General features: G+C 70.3%; 17 protein-coding genes. 9 read left to right on the forward strand and 8 right to left on the reverse strand.

From position 1 onward, the window contains the following. Position 1: 1 nt before the first annotated feature. Genes V5F59_RS18195 through V5F59_RS18205 form a run of 3 tightly spaced genes read right to left on the reverse strand, consistent with a single transcriptional unit; the run spans position 2 to position 3,325 of the window. A complete protein-coding gene (locus tag V5F59_RS18195) occupies positions 2 to 1,624 on the reverse strand; it encodes a carboxyl transferase domain-containing protein (RefSeq protein ID WP_281805222.1) in 1,623 nt (540 codons plus the stop codon). Beyond that, positions 1,625 to 1,957, reverse strand: a complete 333-nt coding sequence (locus V5F59_RS18200) for an AtuA-related protein (RefSeq protein ID WP_281805220.1) — start codon at positions 1,955 to 1,957, stop codon at positions 1,625 to 1,627. It abuts the gene before it with no gap. Positions 1,958 to 1,960: 3 nt separating this feature from the next. After that, on the reverse strand, positions 1,961 to 3,325 hold the full coding sequence (locus tag V5F59_RS18205) for an acyclic terpene utilization AtuA family protein (protein ID WP_281805218.1): 1,365 nt from the start codon (positions 3,323 to 3,325) through the stop codon (positions 1,961 to 1,963). A gap of 263 nt (positions 3,326 to 3,588) precedes the next feature. Between V5F59_RS18205 and V5F59_RS18210 the strand changes: the two genes are divergently transcribed. From V5F59_RS18210 to V5F59_RS18225, 4 genes are read left to right on the forward strand one after another with little or no spacing between them, the layout of a single operon-like run. Continuing rightward, entirely contained in the window at positions 3,589 to 4,368 is a 780-nt protein-coding gene (locus V5F59_RS18210; RefSeq protein ID WP_281805217.1) for an enoyl-CoA hydratase/isomerase family protein, read from the forward strand. Between the two features lie 22 nt (positions 4,369 to 4,390). Next, positions 4,391 to 4,876, forward strand: a complete 486-nt coding sequence (locus tag V5F59_RS18215; RefSeq protein WP_281805215.1) for a MaoC/PaaZ C-terminal domain-containing protein — start codon at positions 4,391 to 4,393, stop codon at positions 4,874 to 4,876. Further along, positions 4,873 to 6,021, forward strand: coding sequence for an acyl-CoA dehydrogenase family protein (locus V5F59_RS18220; protein ID WP_281805213.1), 1,149 nt, complete (start codon positions 4,873 to 4,875; stop codon positions 6,019 to 6,021). The genes V5F59_RS18215 and V5F59_RS18220 overlap by 4 nt, the downstream gene beginning before the upstream one ends. Before the next feature lies 1 nt (position 6,022). After that, positions 6,023 to 7,135, forward strand: a complete 1,113-nt coding sequence (locus V5F59_RS18225; protein WP_281805211.1) for an NADH:flavin oxidoreductase/NADH oxidase — start codon at positions 6,023 to 6,025, stop codon at positions 7,133 to 7,135. Positions 7,136 to 7,382: 247 nt separating this feature from the next. Here V5F59_RS18225 and V5F59_RS18230 read toward each other — a convergent pair whose 3' ends face one another. Next, positions 7,383 to 9,341, reverse strand: a complete 1,959-nt coding sequence (locus V5F59_RS18230; RefSeq protein ID WP_281805209.1) for a TRAP transporter permease — start codon at positions 9,339 to 9,341, stop codon at positions 7,383 to 7,385. A gap of 32 nt (positions 9,342 to 9,373) precedes the next feature. Further along, entirely contained in the window at positions 9,374 to 10,336 is a 963-nt protein-coding gene (locus V5F59_RS18235; protein ID WP_509211111.1) for a TAXI family TRAP transporter solute-binding subunit, read from the reverse strand. A 267-nt stretch (positions 10,337 to 10,603) separates the two neighbouring features. Between V5F59_RS18235 and V5F59_RS18240 the strand changes: the two genes are divergently transcribed. The 4 genes from V5F59_RS18240 (at position 10,604) to V5F59_RS18255 (ending at position 14,008) form a co-directional block, all read left to right on the forward strand. Continuing rightward, entirely contained in the window at positions 10,604 to 11,386 is a 783-nt protein-coding gene (locus V5F59_RS18240; protein WP_281806378.1) for an enoyl-CoA hydratase/isomerase family protein, read from the forward strand. A 127-nt stretch (positions 11,387 to 11,513) separates the two neighbouring features. Beyond that, positions 11,514 to 12,311, forward strand: a complete 798-nt coding sequence (locus tag V5F59_RS18245) for an IclR family transcriptional regulator (protein WP_281805205.1) — start codon at positions 11,514 to 11,516, stop codon at positions 12,309 to 12,311. A 7-nt stretch (positions 12,312 to 12,318) separates the two neighbouring features. After that, on the forward strand, positions 12,319 to 13,224 hold the full coding sequence (locus V5F59_RS18250) for an IclR family transcriptional regulator (protein ID WP_281805203.1): 906 nt from the start codon (positions 12,319 to 12,321) through the stop codon (positions 13,222 to 13,224). Next, a complete protein-coding gene (locus V5F59_RS18255; RefSeq protein WP_281805200.1) occupies positions 13,214 to 14,008 on the forward strand; it encodes an enoyl-CoA hydratase-related protein in 795 nt (264 codons plus the stop codon). Before V5F59_RS18250 ends, V5F59_RS18255 begins: the two co-directional genes overlap by 11 nt. A 14-nt stretch (positions 14,009 to 14,022) precedes the next feature. Here the strand turns inward: V5F59_RS18255 and V5F59_RS18260 are convergent, their stop codons facing one another. Genes V5F59_RS18260 through V5F59_RS18270 form a run of 3 tightly spaced genes read right to left on the reverse strand, consistent with a single transcriptional unit; the run spans position 14,023 to position 17,839 of the window. Beyond that, on the reverse strand, positions 14,023 to 14,787 hold the full coding sequence (locus V5F59_RS18260) for a CoA-transferase subunit beta (protein WP_281805198.1): 765 nt from the start codon (positions 14,785 to 14,787) through the stop codon (positions 14,023 to 14,025). Next, the gene (locus V5F59_RS18265; RefSeq protein ID WP_281805196.1) at positions 14,784 to 15,725 is read right to left on the reverse strand and encodes a CoA transferase subunit A; all 942 of its coding nucleotides are present in this window, start codon (positions 15,723 to 15,725) and stop codon (positions 14,784 to 14,786) included. Before V5F59_RS18265 ends, V5F59_RS18260 begins: the two co-directional genes overlap by 4 nt. Beyond that, positions 15,722 to 17,839 (reverse strand): acetate--CoA ligase family protein, encoded by a 2,118-nt coding sequence (locus V5F59_RS18270; protein ID WP_281805194.1) that lies wholly within the window; start codon positions 17,837 to 17,839, stop codon positions 15,722 to 15,724. Before V5F59_RS18270 ends, V5F59_RS18265 begins: the two co-directional genes overlap by 4 nt. Positions 17,840 to 18,121: 282 nt before the next feature. Between V5F59_RS18270 and V5F59_RS18275 the strand changes: the two genes are divergently transcribed. Further along, positions 18,122 to 19,273: an acyl-CoA dehydrogenase family protein gene (locus V5F59_RS18275; protein WP_281805192.1), complete on the forward strand. Its 1,152-nt coding sequence runs from the start codon at positions 18,122 to 18,124 to the stop codon at positions 19,271 to 19,273. Positions 19,274 to 19,299: the final 26 nt, after the last annotated feature.

Below are 19,299 nucleotides of genomic sequence, written 5' to 3' on the forward strand. Positions count from 1 at the left end.
GCTACATCCGGAACACGCCGAAGCGGGTCTCCCCCTTCGGGCCGCCTTTCGCCATGGCGAGGGCGAGGGCGAGGAAGGCGCGCGTCTCCTCCGGCTCGATCACCGCGTCCACCCACAGGCGGGCGGCGGCGTGGAGCGGGTGGCTCGATCGCTCGTAGGCGGCGCGGATGGGGGCCTCGAAGCGCGCCCGCTCCTCCGCGTCGAAGGTCCGCCCCGCCTTGGCCAGCTGGCCCTCGCGCACCAGGCCGAGCACGGTCGCGGCCTGCTCGCCGCCCATCACCGAGGTGCGCGCATTGGGCCACATGGCCATGAGGCGCGGGCCGAAGGCGCGCCCGCACATGGCGTAGTTGCCGGCGCCGTAGCTGCCGCCCACCAGCAGGCTGAGTTTCGGCACCGCGGCGGTCGCCACCGCATTCACCAGCTTCGCGCCGTGTCGGGCGATGCCGCCCGCCTCGTATTCCTCGCCCACCATGAAGCCGCTGATGTTGTGCAGGAACAGCAGCGGCACGCCGCGCTGGCAGCACAGCTCGATGAAGTTCGCCGCCTTCTGCGCGCTCTCGGCATAGAGCACGCCGTCGTTCATGAGCACGCCGACGCGGTAGCCCTCGATGGCGGCGGTGCCGCAGATGATGGTGCGGGCATAGCGCGCGCGGTACTCGTCGAGCCGGCCGCCGTCGATGAGGCGGGCGAGGATCTCGCGGGCGGGCAGGCGCTGGCGCGGGCTCGCCGGGATCAGGCCGGCGATCTCCGAGGCCGGGCTCAGCGGCGGCTCGGGCGGAAGGTCCGGGCCGGGCAAAGGCGGCGCCGGGGCGCGGGCGAGGATGGCGCGCACCAGGAACAGCGCCTCCACGTCGTCCTCGGCCAGATGGTCGGCCACCGCGCTGCGGCGGGTGTGCACGTCGGCCCCGCCGAGGGTCTCGGCTTCCACCACAACCCCGGTCGCCGCCTGCACCAGCTGCGGGCCGCCGAGGAAGATGGTGCCGGTGCCGCGCACGATCACCGTCTCGTCCGCCATGGCGGGGATGTAGGCGCCGCCGGCGGTGCACGAGCCCATGACGGCCGCGATCTGCGGCAGGCCCAGCGCGGACATCTCGGCGATGTTGCGGAAGATGGCGCCGAAATGGTGCGCGTCGGGGAAGATGTCCTCCTGGTGCGGCAGGAAGGCGCCGCCCGAATCCACCAGGTAGACGCAGGGCAGGGCATTCTCCCGCGCCACCTGCTGGGCGCGGATCTGCTTCTTCACCGTGAGGGGATAATAGGTGCCGCCCTTCACCGTGGCGTCGTTCGCCATGATCATGACGAGGCGCCCGCCGACGCTGCCGACGCCGGTGACGATGCCCGCCGCCGGGACCGGCTCGTCATAGACGCCGTGGGCAGCGAGCCGGCCGATCTCCAGGAACGGGGTCGCCGGGTCGAGCAGGAGCGAGATGCGCTCGCGCGCGGTCAGCTTGCCGCGCTCCTTGTGGCGCGCCACCGCCTCGGCCGGCCCGCCCGCCGCGGCGAGCCGCGCGGCCTCCTCGATCGCCGCGCACTGGAGGCGGAAGGCCTCGGCGTTGTCGGGGGGAACCGCTTGCGCCGGCTCTTGCTCGGGGTCTTGGGCGGGAGTGTCCGGCAGGGCCGCCATTCAGGCGGCCTCCGATCCGGCGGGCGGCAGCACGGCCGGAAGGCGCAGCAGGCCGTTGCCCATGGCCTTGCCGGTCTGGTCGAGGCGCAGTGTGCGCGTCGCCCCGCCGCCGAGCGCCCGGCGCATGATCACGACCACGGCCTCGATATTGTCCATGGGATAGGTCTCCACGTCGCCCTGGACCCAGTCGCCGAACAGCGCCTTGACCCGCTCGGGCGTGAGGCTCGCCAGGAGCACGGGATAATCCTGCGGCGTGCGGGCGATGACCCCCACCGAGACCACGTCGCCCTTGTCGCCGGAGCGCACATAGGCGAAGTCGCGAAGAAGCTGCATGGCTCAGGCCTCCAGGAGCGAGACGCGCTGCGTCACCACGGACTGCGGCACGAGGGTGGGCCACACGCCGTAGACCGGGCGCGGCTTCATGGGCGTGCCGAAGGAGGTGCCGCCCGGCCCCATGATCCAGAGCTGCGCGCAGGCCCGGCGCACCTTCTCCGCCTCCTGGCGGGTGGCGGTGTGGACCGCGACGCGCAGGCCGATCTCCGCCGGCTCGTAATCCGGCATGGGGGAGGCCGGCCCGTGCAGCATGTTGACGCCCACGAGGTCGAACTGCACCGCGTCGGCCTTCAGCTTCAGGCGCTCGAAGCGCTCGCCGAGGGTCTGCTTCGCCTTCTCGGCGCGCCCCAGCGCGTCGGGCCAGGGGAAGAACATCATGCCCTCGCCGATCCAGCCGTCCTCGTAGCCCACCACCAGCTTGAGGGTTTCCGGGCGCGGGCCGCCGCCCATGTGGGAGAGCCGGACGCGGTCCGGCCCGATCTCCTCCAGCCGCACGCGAGTGAAGTCGGCGACGCCGTCCGGCATGAGGTAGCGGCGCGGATCGCCGATCTCGTAGACGAGGTGCTCCTTGACGGTGAACGGGTCCACGCGTCCGCCGGTCTGGTCGAGCTTGGTGATGACCGCGGTGCCGTCGCCGTCGAACTCGACGATGGGAAAGCCGACCCTGCCCATGTTGGGCATCTCGTCGAAGCGGGAGGACATGCCGCCGGTGGCGGCGGCGGCGCACTCCACCACGTGGCCGATGGTGATGGCGGCGGCGATGCGGTCGGTGTCGGCCGCGCCGTAGCTCCAGCCGAACTCGTGCATCAGCGGGCCCACATAGAGCGCGTTGTCGGAGACCCGGCCGGCGATCACCACGTCCGCCCCCTGGGCGAGCGCCTCCACGATGCCGGAGCTGTCGGTATAGACGTTGGCGGCCACCACGCGGTTGCGGATGGCGGCGAAGTTGGTCTCGCCGGTGTCGATGTTGGTGAGGTCGGTGCCGCTCTCGATCAGCTCGTCCAGCCGGTCGAGCACGTCGTCGCCTTCGATCACGCCGATGCGCAGGCCGTTCAGCCCGAGCTCGCGGGCGAGCGAGCGGATGCGCTCGCCGGCCGCGCGCGGGTTGGCGCCGCCGCCGTTGCAGACGATGCGGGTGCCGCTCTTGCGGGCGAGAGGAAGAAGAACGGAAAGGTGCGCGGGAAGATCGGGAATGTACCCCGTCTCCGGGTCCTTCAGGCGCTGGCGCTGGAGCAACGCCATGGTCAGCTCGGCGAGATAGTCCATGGAGAGATAGTCGAGCGTCCCCCGCTCCAGCAGCTCGACCGCAGGGTCGAAGGCATCTCCCCAGAAGCCGGAACCGGCCCCGAGCCTCAGCGAACGCCTCATGCGCGCCTCTCCCAAAGAAATCATTCTTCCGCAACGCCATAGGCCGGGGCGCGCCGAGGCGCGCCGGGTCCCGCAGGGTCCGGATCGATGCAGAGGGTGCGTCGCTGCGGGGCGTAAAGTCAAGTGTATTTCGAAAATCAGTTCCGCAAGATGGATTTTTGTTTGACCCGCCCGCCGGGCAGGCACTAAGGTCGTCGCCAGAGAAGGGCGCCCCGAGCGCTCCGGCCCGCCATCGGGCCCGCCCTGGAGGAAGGCGCCGCGCCATGCAGGCGGATGAGGTGGAACTGGCCGTCGCCGACGGCATCGCGCGTGTCACCCTGAACCGGCCGGCGCGGCGCAACGCCCTCACCGCGTCCATGGCGAACGCGCTCACCGCCGCGTGGGCCCGCATCGACGCGGACCAGGCGATCCGCGCCGTCGTGCTCGCCGCCGCCCCGTGCGGCACCTTCTGCGCCGGCATGGATCTCAAGGAGATGGCCGCGGCGCGGGCCGAGGGCGCGGACCTCCTCGCACGCATCGCCGATCCGTTCCAGGAGCGCCTGCGCGCAGTCCGCCAGCCGGTGGTGGCGGCGCTCAACGGCCATTTCAGCGGCGCCGGCATGCTGCTCGCCATGGGCGCCGACATCCGCGTTGGCCTCGCCGGATCGCGCGCCGCCATCTCCGAGGTGCGGTTCGGCCGGGGCACCTCCTGGGCCGTGCCGCTGCTGTGGATGCTGCCGCAGCCGGTGCTGAGCGAGATGATGCTCACCGGCGCGCCTTTGCCCGTGGAGGAGCTGTGGCGCCACGGCTTCGTCAACCATCTCGAGGCGACGCCGGAGGTGGTGCTGGCGCGCGCCCTCGCCCTCGCCGGCCAGATCGCCCGGAACGCGCCGCTCTCCGTGCGCGCCGCCAAGGCAACGCTCGCCGCCGGCATGGACCTCGGCTGCGCGGGCGGGCTCGCGCGCGGCGCCGAGCTTCACCGCGCGGTCTATGCCAGCGCCGATGCACAGGAAGGGCCGAGCGCCTTCGCCGAGGGGCGCGTGCCCGTCTGGCAGGGCCGGTGACCAGGAAGGAAGAGCAGGAGCGATGATCGATCAGCCGTTTCCCGAATTGAAGGTCGGCCAGTCCAAGGTCTCGCGCGGGCGCACGCTGACCGAGACCGACGTGGTCAACTTCTGCATGCTCACCGGCAACTGGCTGGAGATCCACGCCAACGAGGAGTTCGCCAAGACCGCGCGCTTCGGCCGGCGGGTGGTTCAGGGCTCGCTCGTCTTCTCCATCGTCAACGCGCTCCTGCCCTTCGATTCGAGCGTGGTGGACGCGTTCTACGGCGTGGACCGGCTGCGATTCCTCAAGCCCACCTTCATCGGCGACACCCTGTGGGCGCGCTCCGAGATCATCGACCTGCGCGAGAAGGACGGAGGCGCCGGCGTCGCCACGCTCGAGCTCGTCGGCGCGAACCAGCGCCGGGAAAAAGTCATGCGCTGCGAGTTCAGCCTGCTCATCTTGGGCGCGCGCCTGCTGCCGCCCTCGAACGACCCCTTCACCCTTGCGGAGCCTGCGGCCCAATGAACTTCCTCAACAGCGAACAGAGCGCCTGGCACGACACCGTCGACCGCTTCATGGAGAAGGAGATCACGCGCGAATACATCCGCACCCAGGACGAGGCGCGCGCCTACCCTTACGAAGGCTATGAGAAGATCGCCAAGGAAGGCTGGCTGCGCCTGCTGATCCCGGAGGATCACGGCGGCTACGGCGGCGACATCTTCGACTACGCGCTCATGTGCGAGGGGCTCGGCAAGTTCGGCTTCGACTTCGCGACTGCGGTGCTGGTGCCCACCTTCACCGCCATGAACATCGTGAAGTTCGGCAACGACGCCCAGAAGGCGGACTATCTCGAACCCTTCATGTCCGGCGCGCGGCGCTTCTCCATCTCCATCTCCGAGCCCTCGGCCGGCTCGGACGCTGCCAGCACTCGCACCCGCGCCCGACGCGACGGCGAGAGCTACGTCATCAAGGGCCAGAAGCTCTGGTGCAGCGGCGCGGCGGCGCAGAACGTGACCATCCAGATGCTGGTGCGCACCGACCCGGAGACCGCCAAGCACCGCGGGCTCTCGGTGCTGCTGGTGCCCAACGACACGGCGGGCGTCGACATCCGCCGGCTGCCGACTCTGGCGCGCCGCGCCACCGGCACCACGGAGATCTTCCTCGACGACGCGCGGGTGCCCGCCGCCAACCTGCTCGGTCACGAGGGGCAGGGATGGGAGATCATCACCGATCATCTGGAGTTGGAGCGCATCGCGGTGTCCGCCGCCTATGTGGGCAATGCCCAGACCGCGGTGAGCGACGCGCTCGCCTATGCCCACGAGCGCGAGCAGTTCGACCGGCCGATCTTCGATTTCCAGGTGATCCGCCACATGCTCGCCGACATGCAGACCCAGGTGGATGCCGCCCGGCTCCTGGTCTACCGCGGCGCCGAGCTCGCCTCACGGCACGAGCCGTGCGCCAAGGAGGTGGCCATGGGCAAGCTGTTCGCATCCGAGACGCTGCAGAATGTCTCGCGCATGGGCATGCAGATCCTCGGCGGGCACTCCATGCTGCCGGACTCGGACATGGAGCGCTATTTCCGCGAAGGCATGCAGAGCACCATCGGCGGCGGCACCTCGCAGATCCAGCGCACCATCATCGCCAAGGCCATGCACCAGAACCCGGGCTGAGATGGCGCGTCTGTTCCAGCCCCTCGGCCTGCGCGGCCTCACGCTGAAGAACCGCGTGGTGGTCTCGCCCATGCAGACCTACAGCGCGCCCGAGGCGCGCGCGACGGCCTGGCACCAGGCGCATCTCGCGCGCTTCGCCCTCGGCGGCGCCGGGCTGGTGGTGGCGGAGGCCACCGCCGTGACCCCGGAGGGGCGCTCGACCGACCTCGATCTCGGGCTCTGGGACGGTGCGCAGGAACACGCCCTGCGCGGCCTCGCGGAAGCGGTCCACGCCTGCGGCGCGGCGCTCGGCGTGCAGCTCCAGCATGCAGGCCGCAAGGCGGCGACGTCCGCGCCGTGGGAGGGGTTCCGGCCGCTCGCGCCGGAGGCCGGCGGGGCGGTGCTCGGGCCGACCGATGCGCCCGCGGCTCCCGGCGGCCATGTTCCGCGCGCGATGGCGCCATCCGACATGGCCCCGCTCGTGGCCGCCTACGCGGCTGCGGCCCGGCGCGCCGATACGGCGGGCGTGGACCTCATCGAGATCCACATGGCCCACGGCTATCTCCTCCACAGCTTCCTGTCGCCCCTCTCCAACACCCGCGCCGACGCGTACGGCGGGGCGATCGAGGGGCGCATGCGATTTCCTCTCGAAGTGGTGGAGGGCGTGCGGGCGGCCTGGCCGGCGCACAAGCCGCTCGCCTGCCGAATCTCGTCGGTGGACGGGATCGGCATCGGCTGGTCGCTGGAGGATTCCCAGGTGCTGGTGAAGGCGTTGATCGCCGCCGGCGTCGACCTGGTGGACTGCTCCTCGGGCGGCATGATCCTGCCGAGCGGCCAGATGATGGTGCCCCGCGGCCCAGGCTTCCAGGTGCCGTTCGCGAGCCAGCTCAGGCGGGCGACCGGCGCCTGCGTGATCGCGGTCGGCGGCATCGCCGATGCGGCCGAGGCCGAGGCGGTTCTGACGCGCGAGGATGCGGACCTCGTCGCCATCGGCCGCGCGATGCTCGCCGATCCGAACTGGGCGCTCCACGCCGCCGCCACGCTTGTTGAGGACGGCGGCTGGGCGCACTGGCCGAAGCCGTTCGGCTGGTGGCTGGAGCGCCGCGCCCGCGCCGCGCGCCGGTACAAGGCTTAGGTCCCGCCGGCGCTCGCGCCATTGCCGCCTTGTCGACCGGGATATGTTCCGGTGCGGCGGCGTGCTGATCTTCCTGAAAACCACGACGGCCATCGCGAAGCGCCGGACGCCTCGCCGGGCGCCCGCGCGCGGCGGCGCGTCTTTTGTGGCCCGAAACAGCTTGCGCCCGGATCGCGGGACGATCCGGGCGCAAGGATTTCGATCGACGGTGCGGGGGGCCAGGGCCGCGGCGCAGGCGCGGCCGAAGCTAAAGCTTCAGATCCGCGGGCTGCCGCTGTGCGGCGCCGGCCGATCGCGGCTCGCGAAAGTGGCTCACCCCTGCCAGCGCCGCGATCATGATCAGGCCGACGATGTCGCTCCAGGCCGCCGGATAGAACAGCAGCGCCGCCGCGCCATAGACGAAGATCCGCAGCGGCCAGTTGAGCGGGCCGAAGAAGTAGCCCGTGGAGGCCGCCGTGATGGCGATGATCGCGATGGAGGTGATGCCCGTGTCATAGGCGATCTGCAGCCACGAGCCCTCCATCAGCACCCCGGTGCGGAAGATGAAGAGGAACGGGATCAGGTAGAGCCCGATGGCCAGCACCACCGCATGCCCGCCCACCTTCCAGAAGTTCACTTTCGCTATCGAAGCAGCCGCGAACACGCTCGCGCAGACCGGCGGCGTGATGGCGGACAGGATCGCGAAATAGAAGATGAACAGGTGGGCGTTGAGCGGGGCGACGCCGAGCTTGATGACGATGGGCGCCGCCACCGCCGCCGCCAGGATGTAGGAGGCGGTGGTGGGCACGTCCATGCCGAGAAGGATGGCGAGCACCGCGGTGAGGATCAGCACGAAGACGAGGTTCTCGCCCGACAGCGACAGGATGAGGCTCGACACCTTCACACCCACCCCGGTGGCGGTGAGCACCTTCACCACAATCGCCGCGCAGGCGAGCAGCACCGCGATCATAGCGATGGCCCGGCCGGCGTCGTAGAGGCCTTCCAGCACCTGGCCCAGATACTCGCTGTAGGTGGCGCCGAGCTCATGAGCGCGGCCCTCGGCCAAGCATTTCGCGCCGCGCAGGATCACTTGGGTGACGACCAGCATCGCCACCGCCGTCGCGCCCGCGAGGGTGGGGGTGAGGTCCATGGCGAGCATGCCGATGAGGACGCCAACCGGCAGATACATGGGCAAGGCGGTGTAGGGGTCGAGCAGCTCGCGCGCCGACGGCATCTCCGAGCGGTCGAGCGGGCGGATGTTCATCTTGCGCGCGCGGAATCCGACGCTGAACCAGATGGTGAGGAAGTAGAGGATGGCCGGGATGAGGGCGGCGCCGACCACGCTGGAATAGGGAATGTCCAGCATCTCCGCCATGATGAAGGCGCCCGCCCCCATCACCGGCGGCATGATCTGCCCGCCCGCCGACGCCACCGCCTCGATGGCGGCGGCGTAGCTCTTGGTGTAGCCCGCCCGGTGCATGGTGGGGATGGTGATGGGGCCGAGCGCCATCACGTTCGCCACCGCCGATCCGGTCACCGTCCCGAACAGGGCGGAGGAGGCGGTGCACACCTTCGCCTGGCCGCCCCAGCTGCGGCCGGCGATCAGGGTGGCGAGCTTGATGAAGATCTCCGTCGCCCCAGTGCTGAGCAGCAGCGCGCCGAAGATGATGAACACCGCGATCACCCGGGTGCCCATGTCGACCATGTAGCCGAAGATGGTCTCGGTGGAGGCGTAGGTGGTCTCGATCAGCGTCAGGGTGGAGACGCGCGGCGGCTGCCACGGCCCGCTCACATAGGCGCTGCCCAGATAGAAATAGAGTAGCCCGGTGAGCGCGAGCAGCGGCAGGAACCAGCCGATGGTCCTGCGCGCCGCCTCCAGCACCAGGGCCAGCGCGATGAAGCCGAGCGCGAGGTCGAGCGTGCTCAACTCGCCCATGAAGTCGGACAGGCGCTGGTTGTTGAGCGCCACGTGGAAGCAGACGTAGTAGCCCGCGAGCGCCAGCACGATGTCGAGGATGCGGCGCGCGCCCTTGCTCCCGCCCTCGACGGCCGAGAGCAGGAACACCGACCCGAGCCCGAGCCCGAGGAACAGGCCCCGCTGGACCAGCGGCTCCATCATCCCCGCGAACGAGGTGTAGAGCTGGAACAGCGCGAATCCGATGAGGATGATCCGCAAGGAGAACGCCGTGCTCTTGCCGAGCCAGCTGTCGGTGGTGCCGTCTGCCATCTGAGCGCCTCTGACGTTCGCAGCCGAAGGAATTATTGCGCCGACTTCCAGTGGGCGAGCGCGCCGGGATGGACGGCGATGCCGATCTCGACCGTCTCGAGCAGCGACTTCTTGAAGTCGTAGTCCTTCAGCTGCGGCCACACGCTGATGAGGATCTGCCGGTTCTGGTCGATGGCGTGGGCGATCTTCTTCGCGGTCGCATCGTTCATCAGCGACAAACGCGTGGCATAGACGATCGGCACCGAGGGCGTGGCGAAGGCCGGGTTGTCCTTGATGAAGCCGACCGGGATGGTGACGAAGCTCACGCCCGGGATCTTGGCGAGCACCTTCTCCTGCTGCTCCTTGGTGAAGCCCAGGATGCGCATGTCCACCTTGGTCATCAGCTCGCGCAGAGTCGCGTCGACGCGCGAGGCGGCGGCGTACTTGGAGTAGCCCACGAGCTGGTTGTTGCCGACGCCCTCGATGGCGTCGTTCACGGTGCCGTAGATGTAGCGCGGCTTGATGCCAAGCAGGTTGAAGCTCTGGGTGACGAGCAGCTCGCCGCCGCTGCCGCGAATGCCGGGCGTGAAGTTCTTGCCCGTCAGCCCGTTGAGGTCGGTGATGCCGCTGTCGACGCGCACCGCGATGTTGATGATGGAATCGTCATAGGGGTAGAGCGCCACGAGGTCGGCCACCGGCTTGCCCTCGAACTGGCCGGTGCCGTTCTTCGCCTGCACAAAGACGTCGCCCGCCACGAGGCCGAGGTCGATCTCGCCCCGCGCCAGCCGGCGCACGTTGTCGACGCTGGCCCCGGTCTCCACCACCGTGACCGTGGTGCCCGGATTTCCCTTCTCGATGGCCTGCGCCATGCCCACGGCCACCTGGTAGTGGCTCGACGTGGCGTTGGTGGCGCCGAGCGTGAGCGTCTCCGCCCCGGCCGGCAGCGCCAGCAGCGCCGCGAAGGCGCCGCCGCAGAAGAGGGCCGACGCGCGGCCGCGGCCGCGCCGGCGGCCCATGAGAAGCCCAATAGCGCGAGAGAAGTGTCCCCGCATGTCGTTCCTCCAAAGTTTTTCTTGTCGCACGCCGGGTCGCGCCGGCGGTCACGGGATGAACGCCGGCGGCGCGCACGAACGCGCCGGGCCGGGCCCTCATCGTCCCGATACTTATGAACGTGACACAGATCGGAGGAAGGTACAATTACATTTTGAAAATACGTTCCGCACAGTGAGTTTTTGATGTAGCCTGATCGCCGTGCCATCATTCGGCAAGGAACGGAATCGGTGATGCATCCCGACGAGATCGTGCAATTCGAGGCCGCAGACGGCCTCGCCACCATCACCCTGAACCGCCCGGAGCGGCGCAACGCCCTGTCGGTCGCTGCCGCCGAGAGGCTCTTCGACCTGTGGGAGGAGGTAGACCGGCGCCCCGAGATCCGCGCCGTGATCCTCACCGCCGCGCCCTGCGGCACGTTCTGCGCCGGCATGGACCTGAAGGAGGCGAGCAGCATCGGTGCCAAGGGCGGCGACGTACTGCAGATAATTCGCGACCCGTTTCACGAGCGCATGCGCCGCGTGCGCGCGCCTATCATCGCCGCCATGACCGGCCACTTCGCCGCAGGCGGCTTCATGCTCTCGCTCAACGCCGACATCCGCATCGGCGTCGCCGGCACCAGCGGCGGGATCACCGAGGTGAAGCGCGGGCGCGGCTCGCCCTGGGCGGTGCCGCTCCTCTGGCAGATGCCGCAGCCGCTGGTGATGGAGATGGTCCTCACCGGCGAGCCCCAGACGATCGAACGCCTGCACGCCATCGGCTTCGTCAATTATGTGGAGCCGACGGCAGAAGCGGCGCTGGAGCGGGCACGGACGCTGGCGCGCATCATCGTCGCCAACGCTCCGCTCTCGGTGGCGGCGGGCAAGCAGTCGTTGCTCAATGCCATGAGCCTGGGCTGCGACGCCGGCCTTGCCGAGGCCAAGCAGATCTATCGCTCCGTCTATGACAGCCGCGACGCTCAGGAGGGCCCGCGCGCCTTCGCCGAGAAGCGCGCGCCGGTCTGGACCGGGACTTAGAGTGCGATTGGTCGCTCCGGAAGCGCGAGGCGCTTCCACGTGGACTGTGGTTCGCTCTCTAACTTATTGAGAGAGCCGGATTCGGCGTAGGCGAATCCGGCTTGAGGGTGCGAGCGTGGGAAGGATCATGGCGCCATCCAAGGACAAGACCACCGAGGTCGTCTCGCTGGCGCGCGGGCTCGCCATATTGCGGGCTTTCCGCGCCATCGACGCGCCGCTCGGCAACAAGGAGATCGCCGAGCGCACCGGGCTGCCCAAGGCGACCGTGGCGCGGCTCGCCTACACGCTGTGCGCCATGGGCTATCTGCGGCAGGTGGGGCCGCACGCCCAGTACCACCTCGGCGACAAGGTCTCCACGCTCGGCTACACGGTGCTGCGCACGCTCTCGGTGCGCCAGGTGGCCGAGCCGCTGATGCAGGCCATGGCCGACAAGCACGAAATGTCGGTCGCGCTCGGCATCGGCAACGGTCCGGACATGATCTATCTGCATTATTGCTCGGGTCCCGAGACCATCACCATGCGCCTGCATATCGGCGCCCTGGTGCCCATCGCCCAGTCGGCCATGGGGCGGGCCTATATGTGGGCGCTGCCGCCGCCGGCACGCGAGGCCCACATGCAGGCCATCCGCGCCGCGGCTGGCCCCTCCGCCGACGCGATGGAGGATGGCCTGCGCGAGGCCATCGCCGAGGTGGACCGGCGTGGCTTCTCGGTCTCCTTCGGCGACTGGCGCCGGGAGATATATGCGGTGGGCGCGCCGGTGTGGCTCGACCGCGGCGAAACCATCCTGGCGCTCAATTGCGGCACGCGGCGGCGCGATCTCGATCCGGCGCGGTTCCAGGACGAGCTGGGACCGGAGCTGATGGCCATGTCGAGCGAGATCGGCCACCGCATGGATCAACTGGGCGCGAGCTTCTGGGGCGACTGACCTTTCCATGGATGACCAGATCGACGAAAGCACCGCCGAAGACCGGGCCGCCCCGGCCCCGCGCGACATGGTGCGCCGCCGCCGCCAGCGCGGGGTGATCGCGCAGGACCGCGACTTCGTGAACGCGCTGGCGCGCGGGCTCATCGTGCTCGAGGCGTTCGGCACCACCCAGTCGGTCTGGCTCAGCGGCATGGAGGTGGCGGAGAAGGTGGGCCTGCCCAAGCCCACCACGTCGCGTCTGCTCCAGGCGCTGGCCGGCCTCGGCTATCTGCACTATTCGCCACGCCGGCGGCAGTTCCGCATCGGCACGGCGGTGCTGGCGCTGGGATTCGCCGCGCGCGAGCCGTTCAGCCTCGGCGACCTGGTGCGGCCCTACCTGAAGGAGCTGGCGGACACCTTCGCGGTCCATGCCTCCCTCGCCGCGCGCGACCGCCTCGACGTGATCGAGCTCGAGGTGTGCCACTCCCTCAACACGCTCATGACCCTGCGCCTGGAAGTGGGCTCGCGCATCCCGCTGGCAGGCACCGCCACCGGACATGCCCTGATCGCGCCGCTGGCCGAGAACGAGCTCCAGTATCTCCTCGGCCTGCTGCGCGAGCGCCACGCCAAGCGCTGGGACACCCTGCTCGCCAGCATCGAGACCGGGCGGCGCGAGGTGGCCGAGCAGGGCTTCACCACCGCGTCCGCGAGCTGGAACACCGACATCAACGGCGTGGCCGTGCCGCTGGTCTTCCCCGGCGGCTCGCCGGTCTACGCGCTCGCCTGCGGCGCCCCGGCCCGGCACCTGCCTGGCTGGAAGCAGCGCAAGATCGGCCAGCGCCTCGTGCAGATCGCCCGCGAGATCGAGCGCCGCCTGCTGGACGGCAACGTGGCGGCCCATCCCGGTGTCCCGGAGGTTTCCGATGTCCGATGAGGTCCTGCTGGATCGCCGGCCCGACGGCGTCGCGCTCCTGACCCTGAACGATCCCGCGCGGCGCAATCCGCTCTCCGACCGCCACATGCTCGATGCCCTGGTGGCGCGGCTCAGGGAGGTGGAGCAGGACGGCGCCGTCCGCGTCCTGGTGATCACCGGCGCGGGGCCGGTGTTCTCCGCCGGGGGCAACGTGAAGGACATGCGGGCGAAGGCCGGCATGTTCGCGGGGCCGGCGGTGGAGATCGCCGAGGCCTACCTGTCGGGCGTGCAGCAGATCCCGCAGATCATGCAGCGGCTCGACATCCCCACCATTGCCGCGGTGAACGGGCCGGCCATGGGCGCGGGCTGCGACTTGAGCCTCATGTGCGACATGCGCCTCGCCTCGGGCACGGCGCTGTTCGGCGAGGTGTTCGTCAATCTCGGCATCGTCTCCGGAGACGGCGGCGGCTGGTTCCTGGTGCGCCATGTGGGTTACCAGCGGGCGTGCGAGATCAGCTTCCGCGGCCGGCCCATCGATGCCGCGGAGGCGCTGCGCCTCGGCCTGGTGCTCGACGTGGTGCCAGAGGAGGAGCTTCTGCCGCGCGCGCTCGCGCTCGCCGGCGAGATCGCCGCCAAGCCCGCGCCGGCGATCCGCATGACCAAGCGCCTTCTGCGCATGGCGGAGCGCACCCATCTTCAGGACTTCCTCGGCGCCGCCGCCGCCATGCAGGCGGCCGCCCATGGCAGCGCCGAGCACGACGCGGCGCTCGACGCCGCGCTCGCCCTGCGCGCCCGCGCCTCCTGAGGCCGGGGCGGCGCTCAGTTCCGCAGCAGGCCGTCGGGGTCCACGATGCCGCGCAGCAGCTCCAGCTCGCGCGCGGTGGGCGCGGGCGTCTCCGGCACCTCGGCCGGCACTTCGAGCGCGAAGCCGGTCTTCGCCGCCACCTCGTCCACCGAGCTCCAGGCATGCACCGACTTCAGGCGCATGCGCAGGGTCTGCGGGTTGAAGTCCATCACCGCCAGCGGCGTGATGCAGAAGCGGGGGCCGCCCTTCAGGCCGGCCGCCTTGACGCTTTTCGGCCCGTCAAGGAAGCCGGGGGAGGTGACGAAGTCCACCTTCTCCACGAAGGTGCGGGGCGAGTGCGCGGTTGTGCAGATGTAAAAGCGCCGCGACATGGCGGCATAGGAGATGTTGGCGGCACCCGGCCCGCGCATCTTCGGCTTGTCGATGGTGCCGCCCACGAAATGCAGGTTGATGTTGCCGTGCGCGTCCACCTGCATGCCGTTGTGGAAGAAGAAGTCGAGGCCGCGATGGGAGTGGCCGAACAGTTCCAGGAACGTCTCCGAGGCCTCGCACGCCCCGAGCGCCCGGTCGTCCAGCATGGAGTTCCACAGCTTTCTGGGCCGCGGATTGACGAACATCTCGCCGGCGATCTGAATGTTCGGCGCATGGGTGAGGCGGGCGAGCAGGATCGCCGCCATGGGAATGGCCGCCGACGCCCCGGCAGCGCCGAGCTCGCCATCCTCAAGGTCGCGGGAGAGATAGACGGCCTGGAGCTCGGCCGGCGCGCAGTCGGTGGTCATAGGGATGCGGCCTCCTCCTCGAGCGCGCGCATTCGGGCGGTGCCGTCGGCGAGAGCGAGATAGTCCTCCTGGCGCGCCGGCGCGCGCACGTGAGCCGCGATGTAGTCGGCGAGCCTTTCCCGCGCGCCGTCGGCGCCGCGCCGGGCGGCCTCGGCGAGGTCGGCATAGTGCTCGATATAGGCCTCGTCGATGGAGTAGAGCGGGAAGCTGCCGGTGGGGTGGGCGCCGTAGGGGATCTCCACCACCGCGTCCACATAGATGCAGGGGATGGAGGTCTCGCGCGGGCGCGCGATGATCTCATCCGGCGGGACGATGCGGTCGACGCTCACGATCACCGTCTCGGCGGCGCGGGCGATGAGCTGGTCCGCATAGGTCATGGTGGCGAGGTGGCGCACGTTGCCGTAGGCGTCGGCCTCCTGGGCATGGAGCAAAGCGAGCTTGGGGCGGATGGCGCGGGTGGCGTAGAGCGCTTCGCCGGTGAACGGGCAGGTGATTGGGGCGACGAGCGGATTGTGCTTCGGCACGTCCGAGCCCTTCCAGGCCGCCACTGGCTGGAACGGCACGCCGTTCGCCGCCGCCAGGAGCCCGCCGACGATAGACAGCGCGTCGACGCAGTGGGCGGTGACGGTGCCCGCCTCCACGGCGCCGCGGAAGGCGGGGCACATGCGGTCCTCCAGCGTCACCGCCGGCAGGAACGTCTCCGCCACGCAGCCCGCAGCGATCAGCAGGTCCACGTCGAAGCCGGAGCCGGGCGAGGAGACGAGCTTGAGCTTCTTGCGGCCGAGCCGGATCACCTCGCGCACCAGGGCCAAGGGGCGGCCCTGCTTGAACAAGCCGCCGATGGCGAGGAGGTCCCCGTCGGCGAGTGTGCGCGCGATCAGGGCGCCGGCATCCTTTGCGGCGATGCGCTTCTCGCGCCTCTTGCCCGGCGCGCTCACGACGGCGCGCCCATGCGGAACACGGTGGCGTCGAGGATCCACGCGCCCTCGCCGGCGCGTCCCACGCCCACCGGGTTGAGCTCCAGGCCCGCAAAGTCGTGGCCGAGGCCGGGCGCGAGGTCAGCGACGGCGACCGCAAGGTCGGTCAGCGCCTCCACGTCGAGCGCCGGCCGGCCGCGCGCGCCTTCGAGCAGCGCCGCGATCCGGCAGCTGCGAATCATGGCGGCGATCTCCTGGGGGTCCAGCGGCAGGATGCGCACCGCCACGTCCCGCATGATCTCGGTGTAGATGCCGCCGGCACCGAAGGTGAGGGTGGGGCCGAACTCCGGGTCCAGGCCTAGGCCAAGGATCACCTCCGCCTGGGGCCGCACCGTCTCGGCGAGGAGGAAGCCTTCAAGCGTGAGGGCATGCGTCTTGATGCTGTCCAGCATCGCCGCGATCCTCGCCTTGAGCGCCGCCTCGTCGGGCACCGCCACGGCCACGAGGCCGAGCTCGGACTTGTGGACCACCCCGGCGGCCATGCCTTTCAGCGTCACCGGATAGCCCACCTCGCGGGCGGCGGCGAGGACCGCCGCACCGTCTGCGCCGGGCACGAACGCCTCGCGCGGAAAGGCGAGGCCGCGGGCCTTCAGCAGGTCCTTGCTGGCCGCCTCGCTGAGGGCGACCGGCACGCCGTCGAGGCGCAGCTCCCGGCCCTCGGCCGGACCCTCGCGCAGCAGGCGGGGGGGCGCGCGCCGCGCCGCGTCGGCCACCGCCGCACCGGCCACCGCCGCCACGAAGGTGTCGATGCGGGTGAAGACCGGCACGCCCTCGCGCCGCAGCCGCCCGAGCGCGGCGCCGTTGAAGATCTCCGCGGGCGAGACCAGCGAGATCGGCTTGCCGGTGCGCCGGCTGGCGGCGATCATCGCATCGGCCACGTTCTCCGCCCAGGGCGGCACGATGGGGGTATTGGCGACCGCGATGCCGTCGAAGGCGGGATCGTCCGCGAAGGCGTCGAGGCAGGTGGCGAAGCCCTCGGGACGGCGGAACGGCGTGCCGGCGATGTCCACTGGGTTCCTGGTGGACAGGAACGCCGGGATGTCGGCCCGCATGCGCGCCACGGTGGCCTCCCCGGGCGCGGGAAGGGACACGGCGCCGCTGCTCTCCAGCGCGTCGGCGACGCAGCCGCCATAGCCGCCGGAAACGGTGAGGATGCCAAGGCTGCGGGTGGCGCAGGCGGTCGCCACATATTGCGCCACCGGCAGCAGGTCCTCGATGGCGGCGACATCCACCCAGCCGAGCTGGCGCACCGCCGCCTCGTAGGCGCCGCGCTCGCCGACCAGCGCGCCGGTATGGCCGGCGGCGGTGCGCCTGCCTGCCTCCGAGCGGCCAGCCTTGTAGAGCGCCACCGGCTTGCCGGCGGCATGGGCGCTGCGCGCGGCCGCCAGCAGCCGGCCGCTCTCGCGGATGCCCTCCACATAGAGCGCGATGGCGCGCGTCGCCGGGTCGTCGACCAGGAACTGCACGAAGTCCGCGAGGCCGGTCGCCGCCTCGTTTCCCGTGGAGATGACGTGGCTGAGGCCGATGCCGGCGCGCTCGGCCTCCTCCATCAGCGCGCTGCCGAGCGCCCCGCTCTGCACCACGAGGCCCACCACGCCCGGGCGCGGCAGGCTGGCGGTGATGCGGCTGGTGGAGCTCAGGGCGACGCGCCGGCCGAGATTGACGAAGCCGGTGGTGTTCGGTCCAAGCATGGCCGCGCCGTGGCTGCGCACCAGCGCGGCGAGGCGCGCCTGCTTGGCGGCGCCCTCCTCGCCGGATTCCGAGAACCCGCCGGTGATGACCACGAACGCCCGCACCCCGAGGCCGAGCGCCTCTTCCACCGTGGCGTAGACGTCGTCGGCCGGCACCGAGATCACCACGCAGTCCGGAACATGGGACAACTCGCGGAGGCTGGTGACGGTCTCGACGCCATCGATCACCGCCTTCTCGCGGGTCACCAGATCGATGCGCTGGTCGTAGCCGTGCAGCCGCAGGTGATCGAAGATCGCGCGCCCGCCCACCTGGAACGTGGCCTTCTTGGTGGAGACGCCGACGATGGCGATGGAGGCGGGGTCGATCAGCTTCTTGAGAGACACGGAGCATCCTTCCGGCTGGGGCGGCGCGCTGACAAACTGATAATCCGGCCGGGATCGAAATCAAGAAAATAAAAATGCGTTCCGCATAATGGATTAGAATCTGGACTTGTCGGGGAAACTCCGATACCCCTTCCGGCCGGAGCGAGATCCGTGCAGATCCACGCGCTTTGTCGCTGGATCGGCGGCTCGCGCGGAGATGGAGAACGGGGTGTCCGGCCCGAATTGTCGTGCACGCCGGTCGGCGCGCATGCGAGCAAGCGCGGCATCTCGGGGAGGGTACCGGTGGCGCTGGATCATGAAACCTTCACCCTGCTCAAGGACACCGTCCGCCGCTTCGTGGACGAGCGGCTGATCCCGGCCGAGCCGGCGGTGGCGGAGAGCGACGTCATCGATCCGGCCATCCTTTCGCAGATGCGCGAGCTCGGACTGTTCGGCCTGTCGATCCCGCAGGAGTGGGGCGGCCTCGGCCTCGGCATGGCCGAGGAGGTGGAGATCGTCATGGAGCTCTGTCGCGCCGCGCCCGCCTTCCGCTCGGCGGTTGGGACCAATATCGGCATCGGCTCCCAGGCGATCGTGCTCGCGGGCACCGAGGCGCAGCGCCAGCGCTACCTGCCGCGCCTCGCCAGCGGCGAGCTTGTCTCGTCCTTCGCCCTGACCGAGCCCGATGCCGGGTCGGACGCCGCGTCCCTGCGCACCCGGGCGGTGCGGCGCGCCGACGGCAGCTGGGTCATCAACGGCACCAAGCGATACATCACCAACGCCCCCGAGGCCGGGCTCTATACCGTCATGGCGCGCACCTCCGACACGCCGGGAGCGGGCGGCATCTCCTGCTTCCTTGTGGAGCGCGAGGCGCTGGGCCTCTCGCTCGGCCCGTGGGATCGCAAGATGGGCCAGCGCGGCGCCCACACCAGCGACGTGATGTTCGAGGACTGCGTCGTCCCCGCCGATGCGCTCGTCGGCGCCGAGGGCCAGGGCTTCAGGGTCGCCATGCGGGTGCTCGACAAGGGGCGTCTGCACATCTCCGCCGTCTGCGTGGGCGCGGCGACGCGGCTCATCGAGCTGAGCGCCGCCTATGCATGCGAGCGCCAGCAGTTCGGCCGGCCCATCGCCGAGTTCCAGCTGGTGCAGGCGCTGCTCGCGGACAGCTATGCGGAGACCTACGCCGCCCGCTCCATGGTGCTCGATGCCGCGCGCCGGCGCGATGCCGGCGAGAACGTCACCATCGAGGCCTCGGCCTGCAAGATGTTCGCTTCCGAGATGGTGGGCCGGGTCGCCGACCGCGCGGTGCAGATCCACGGCGGTGCCGGCTACATGTCGGAATATGCCGTTGAGCGTTTCTTCCGAGACGTGCGGCTGTTCCGCCTTTATGAGGGCACCACCCAGATCCAGCAGCTCATCATCGCCCGCGAACTGCTGCAGAAGATCAAGAACTGAGCGCGCGGCGCCCGCCTGCGCACGGA

Origin of the sequence: Xanthobacter nonsaccharivorans (genome assembly GCF_043194755.2) — a bacterium.
GTDB classification, from domain to species: domain Bacteria; phylum Pseudomonadota; class Alphaproteobacteria; order Rhizobiales; family Xanthobacteraceae; genus Xanthobacter; species Xanthobacter autotrophicus_G.

Excerpts from the sequence above, each read along its gene's own strand:
- V5F59_RS18240 (WP_281806378.1), top strand. The coding sequence starts at position 10,604 with ATGCATCCCGACGAGATCGTGCAATTCGAGGCCGCAGACGGCCTCGCC.
- V5F59_RS18205 (WP_281805218.1), bottom strand. The coding sequence starts at position 3,325 with ATGAGGCGTTCGCTGAGGCTCGGGGCCGGTTCCGGCTTCTGGGGAGAT.
- V5F59_RS18220 (WP_281805213.1), top strand. The coding sequence starts at position 4,873 with ATGAACTTCCTCAACAGCGAACAGAGCGCCTGGCACGACACCGTCGAC.
- V5F59_RS18200 (WP_281805220.1), bottom strand. The coding sequence starts at position 1,957 with ATGCAGCTTCTTCGCGACTTCGCCTATGTGCGCTCCGGCGACAAGGGC.
- V5F59_RS18215 (WP_281805215.1), top strand. The coding sequence starts at position 4,391 with ATGATCGATCAGCCGTTTCCCGAATTGAAGGTCGGCCAGTCCAAGGTC.
- V5F59_RS18230 (WP_281805209.1), bottom strand. The coding sequence starts at position 9,341 with ATGGCAGACGGCACCACCGACAGCTGGCTCGGCAAGAGCACGGCGTTC.
- V5F59_RS18195 (WP_281805222.1), bottom strand. The coding sequence starts at position 1,624 with ATGGCGGCCCTGCCGGACACTCCCGCCCAAGACCCCGAGCAAGAGCCG.
- V5F59_RS18250 (WP_281805203.1), top strand. The coding sequence starts at position 12,319 with ATGGATGACCAGATCGACGAAAGCACCGCCGAAGACCGGGCCGCCCCG.
- V5F59_RS18260 (WP_281805198.1), bottom strand. The coding sequence starts at position 14,787 with ATGACCACCGACTGCGCGCCGGCCGAGCTCCAGGCCGTCTATCTCTCC.
- V5F59_RS18235 (WP_509211111.1), bottom strand. The coding sequence starts at position 10,336 with ATGGGCCGCCGGCGCGGCCGCGGCCGCGCGTCGGCCCTCTTCTGCGGC.
- V5F59_RS18255 (WP_281805200.1), top strand. The coding sequence starts at position 13,214 with ATGTCCGATGAGGTCCTGCTGGATCGCCGGCCCGACGGCGTCGCGCTC.
- V5F59_RS18225 (WP_281805211.1), top strand. The coding sequence starts at position 6,023 with ATGGCGCGTCTGTTCCAGCCCCTCGGCCTGCGCGGCCTCACGCTGAAG.
- V5F59_RS18245 (WP_281805205.1), top strand. The coding sequence starts at position 11,514 with ATGGCGCCATCCAAGGACAAGACCACCGAGGTCGTCTCGCTGGCGCGC.
- V5F59_RS18210 (WP_281805217.1), top strand. The coding sequence starts at position 3,589 with ATGCAGGCGGATGAGGTGGAACTGGCCGTCGCCGACGGCATCGCGCGT.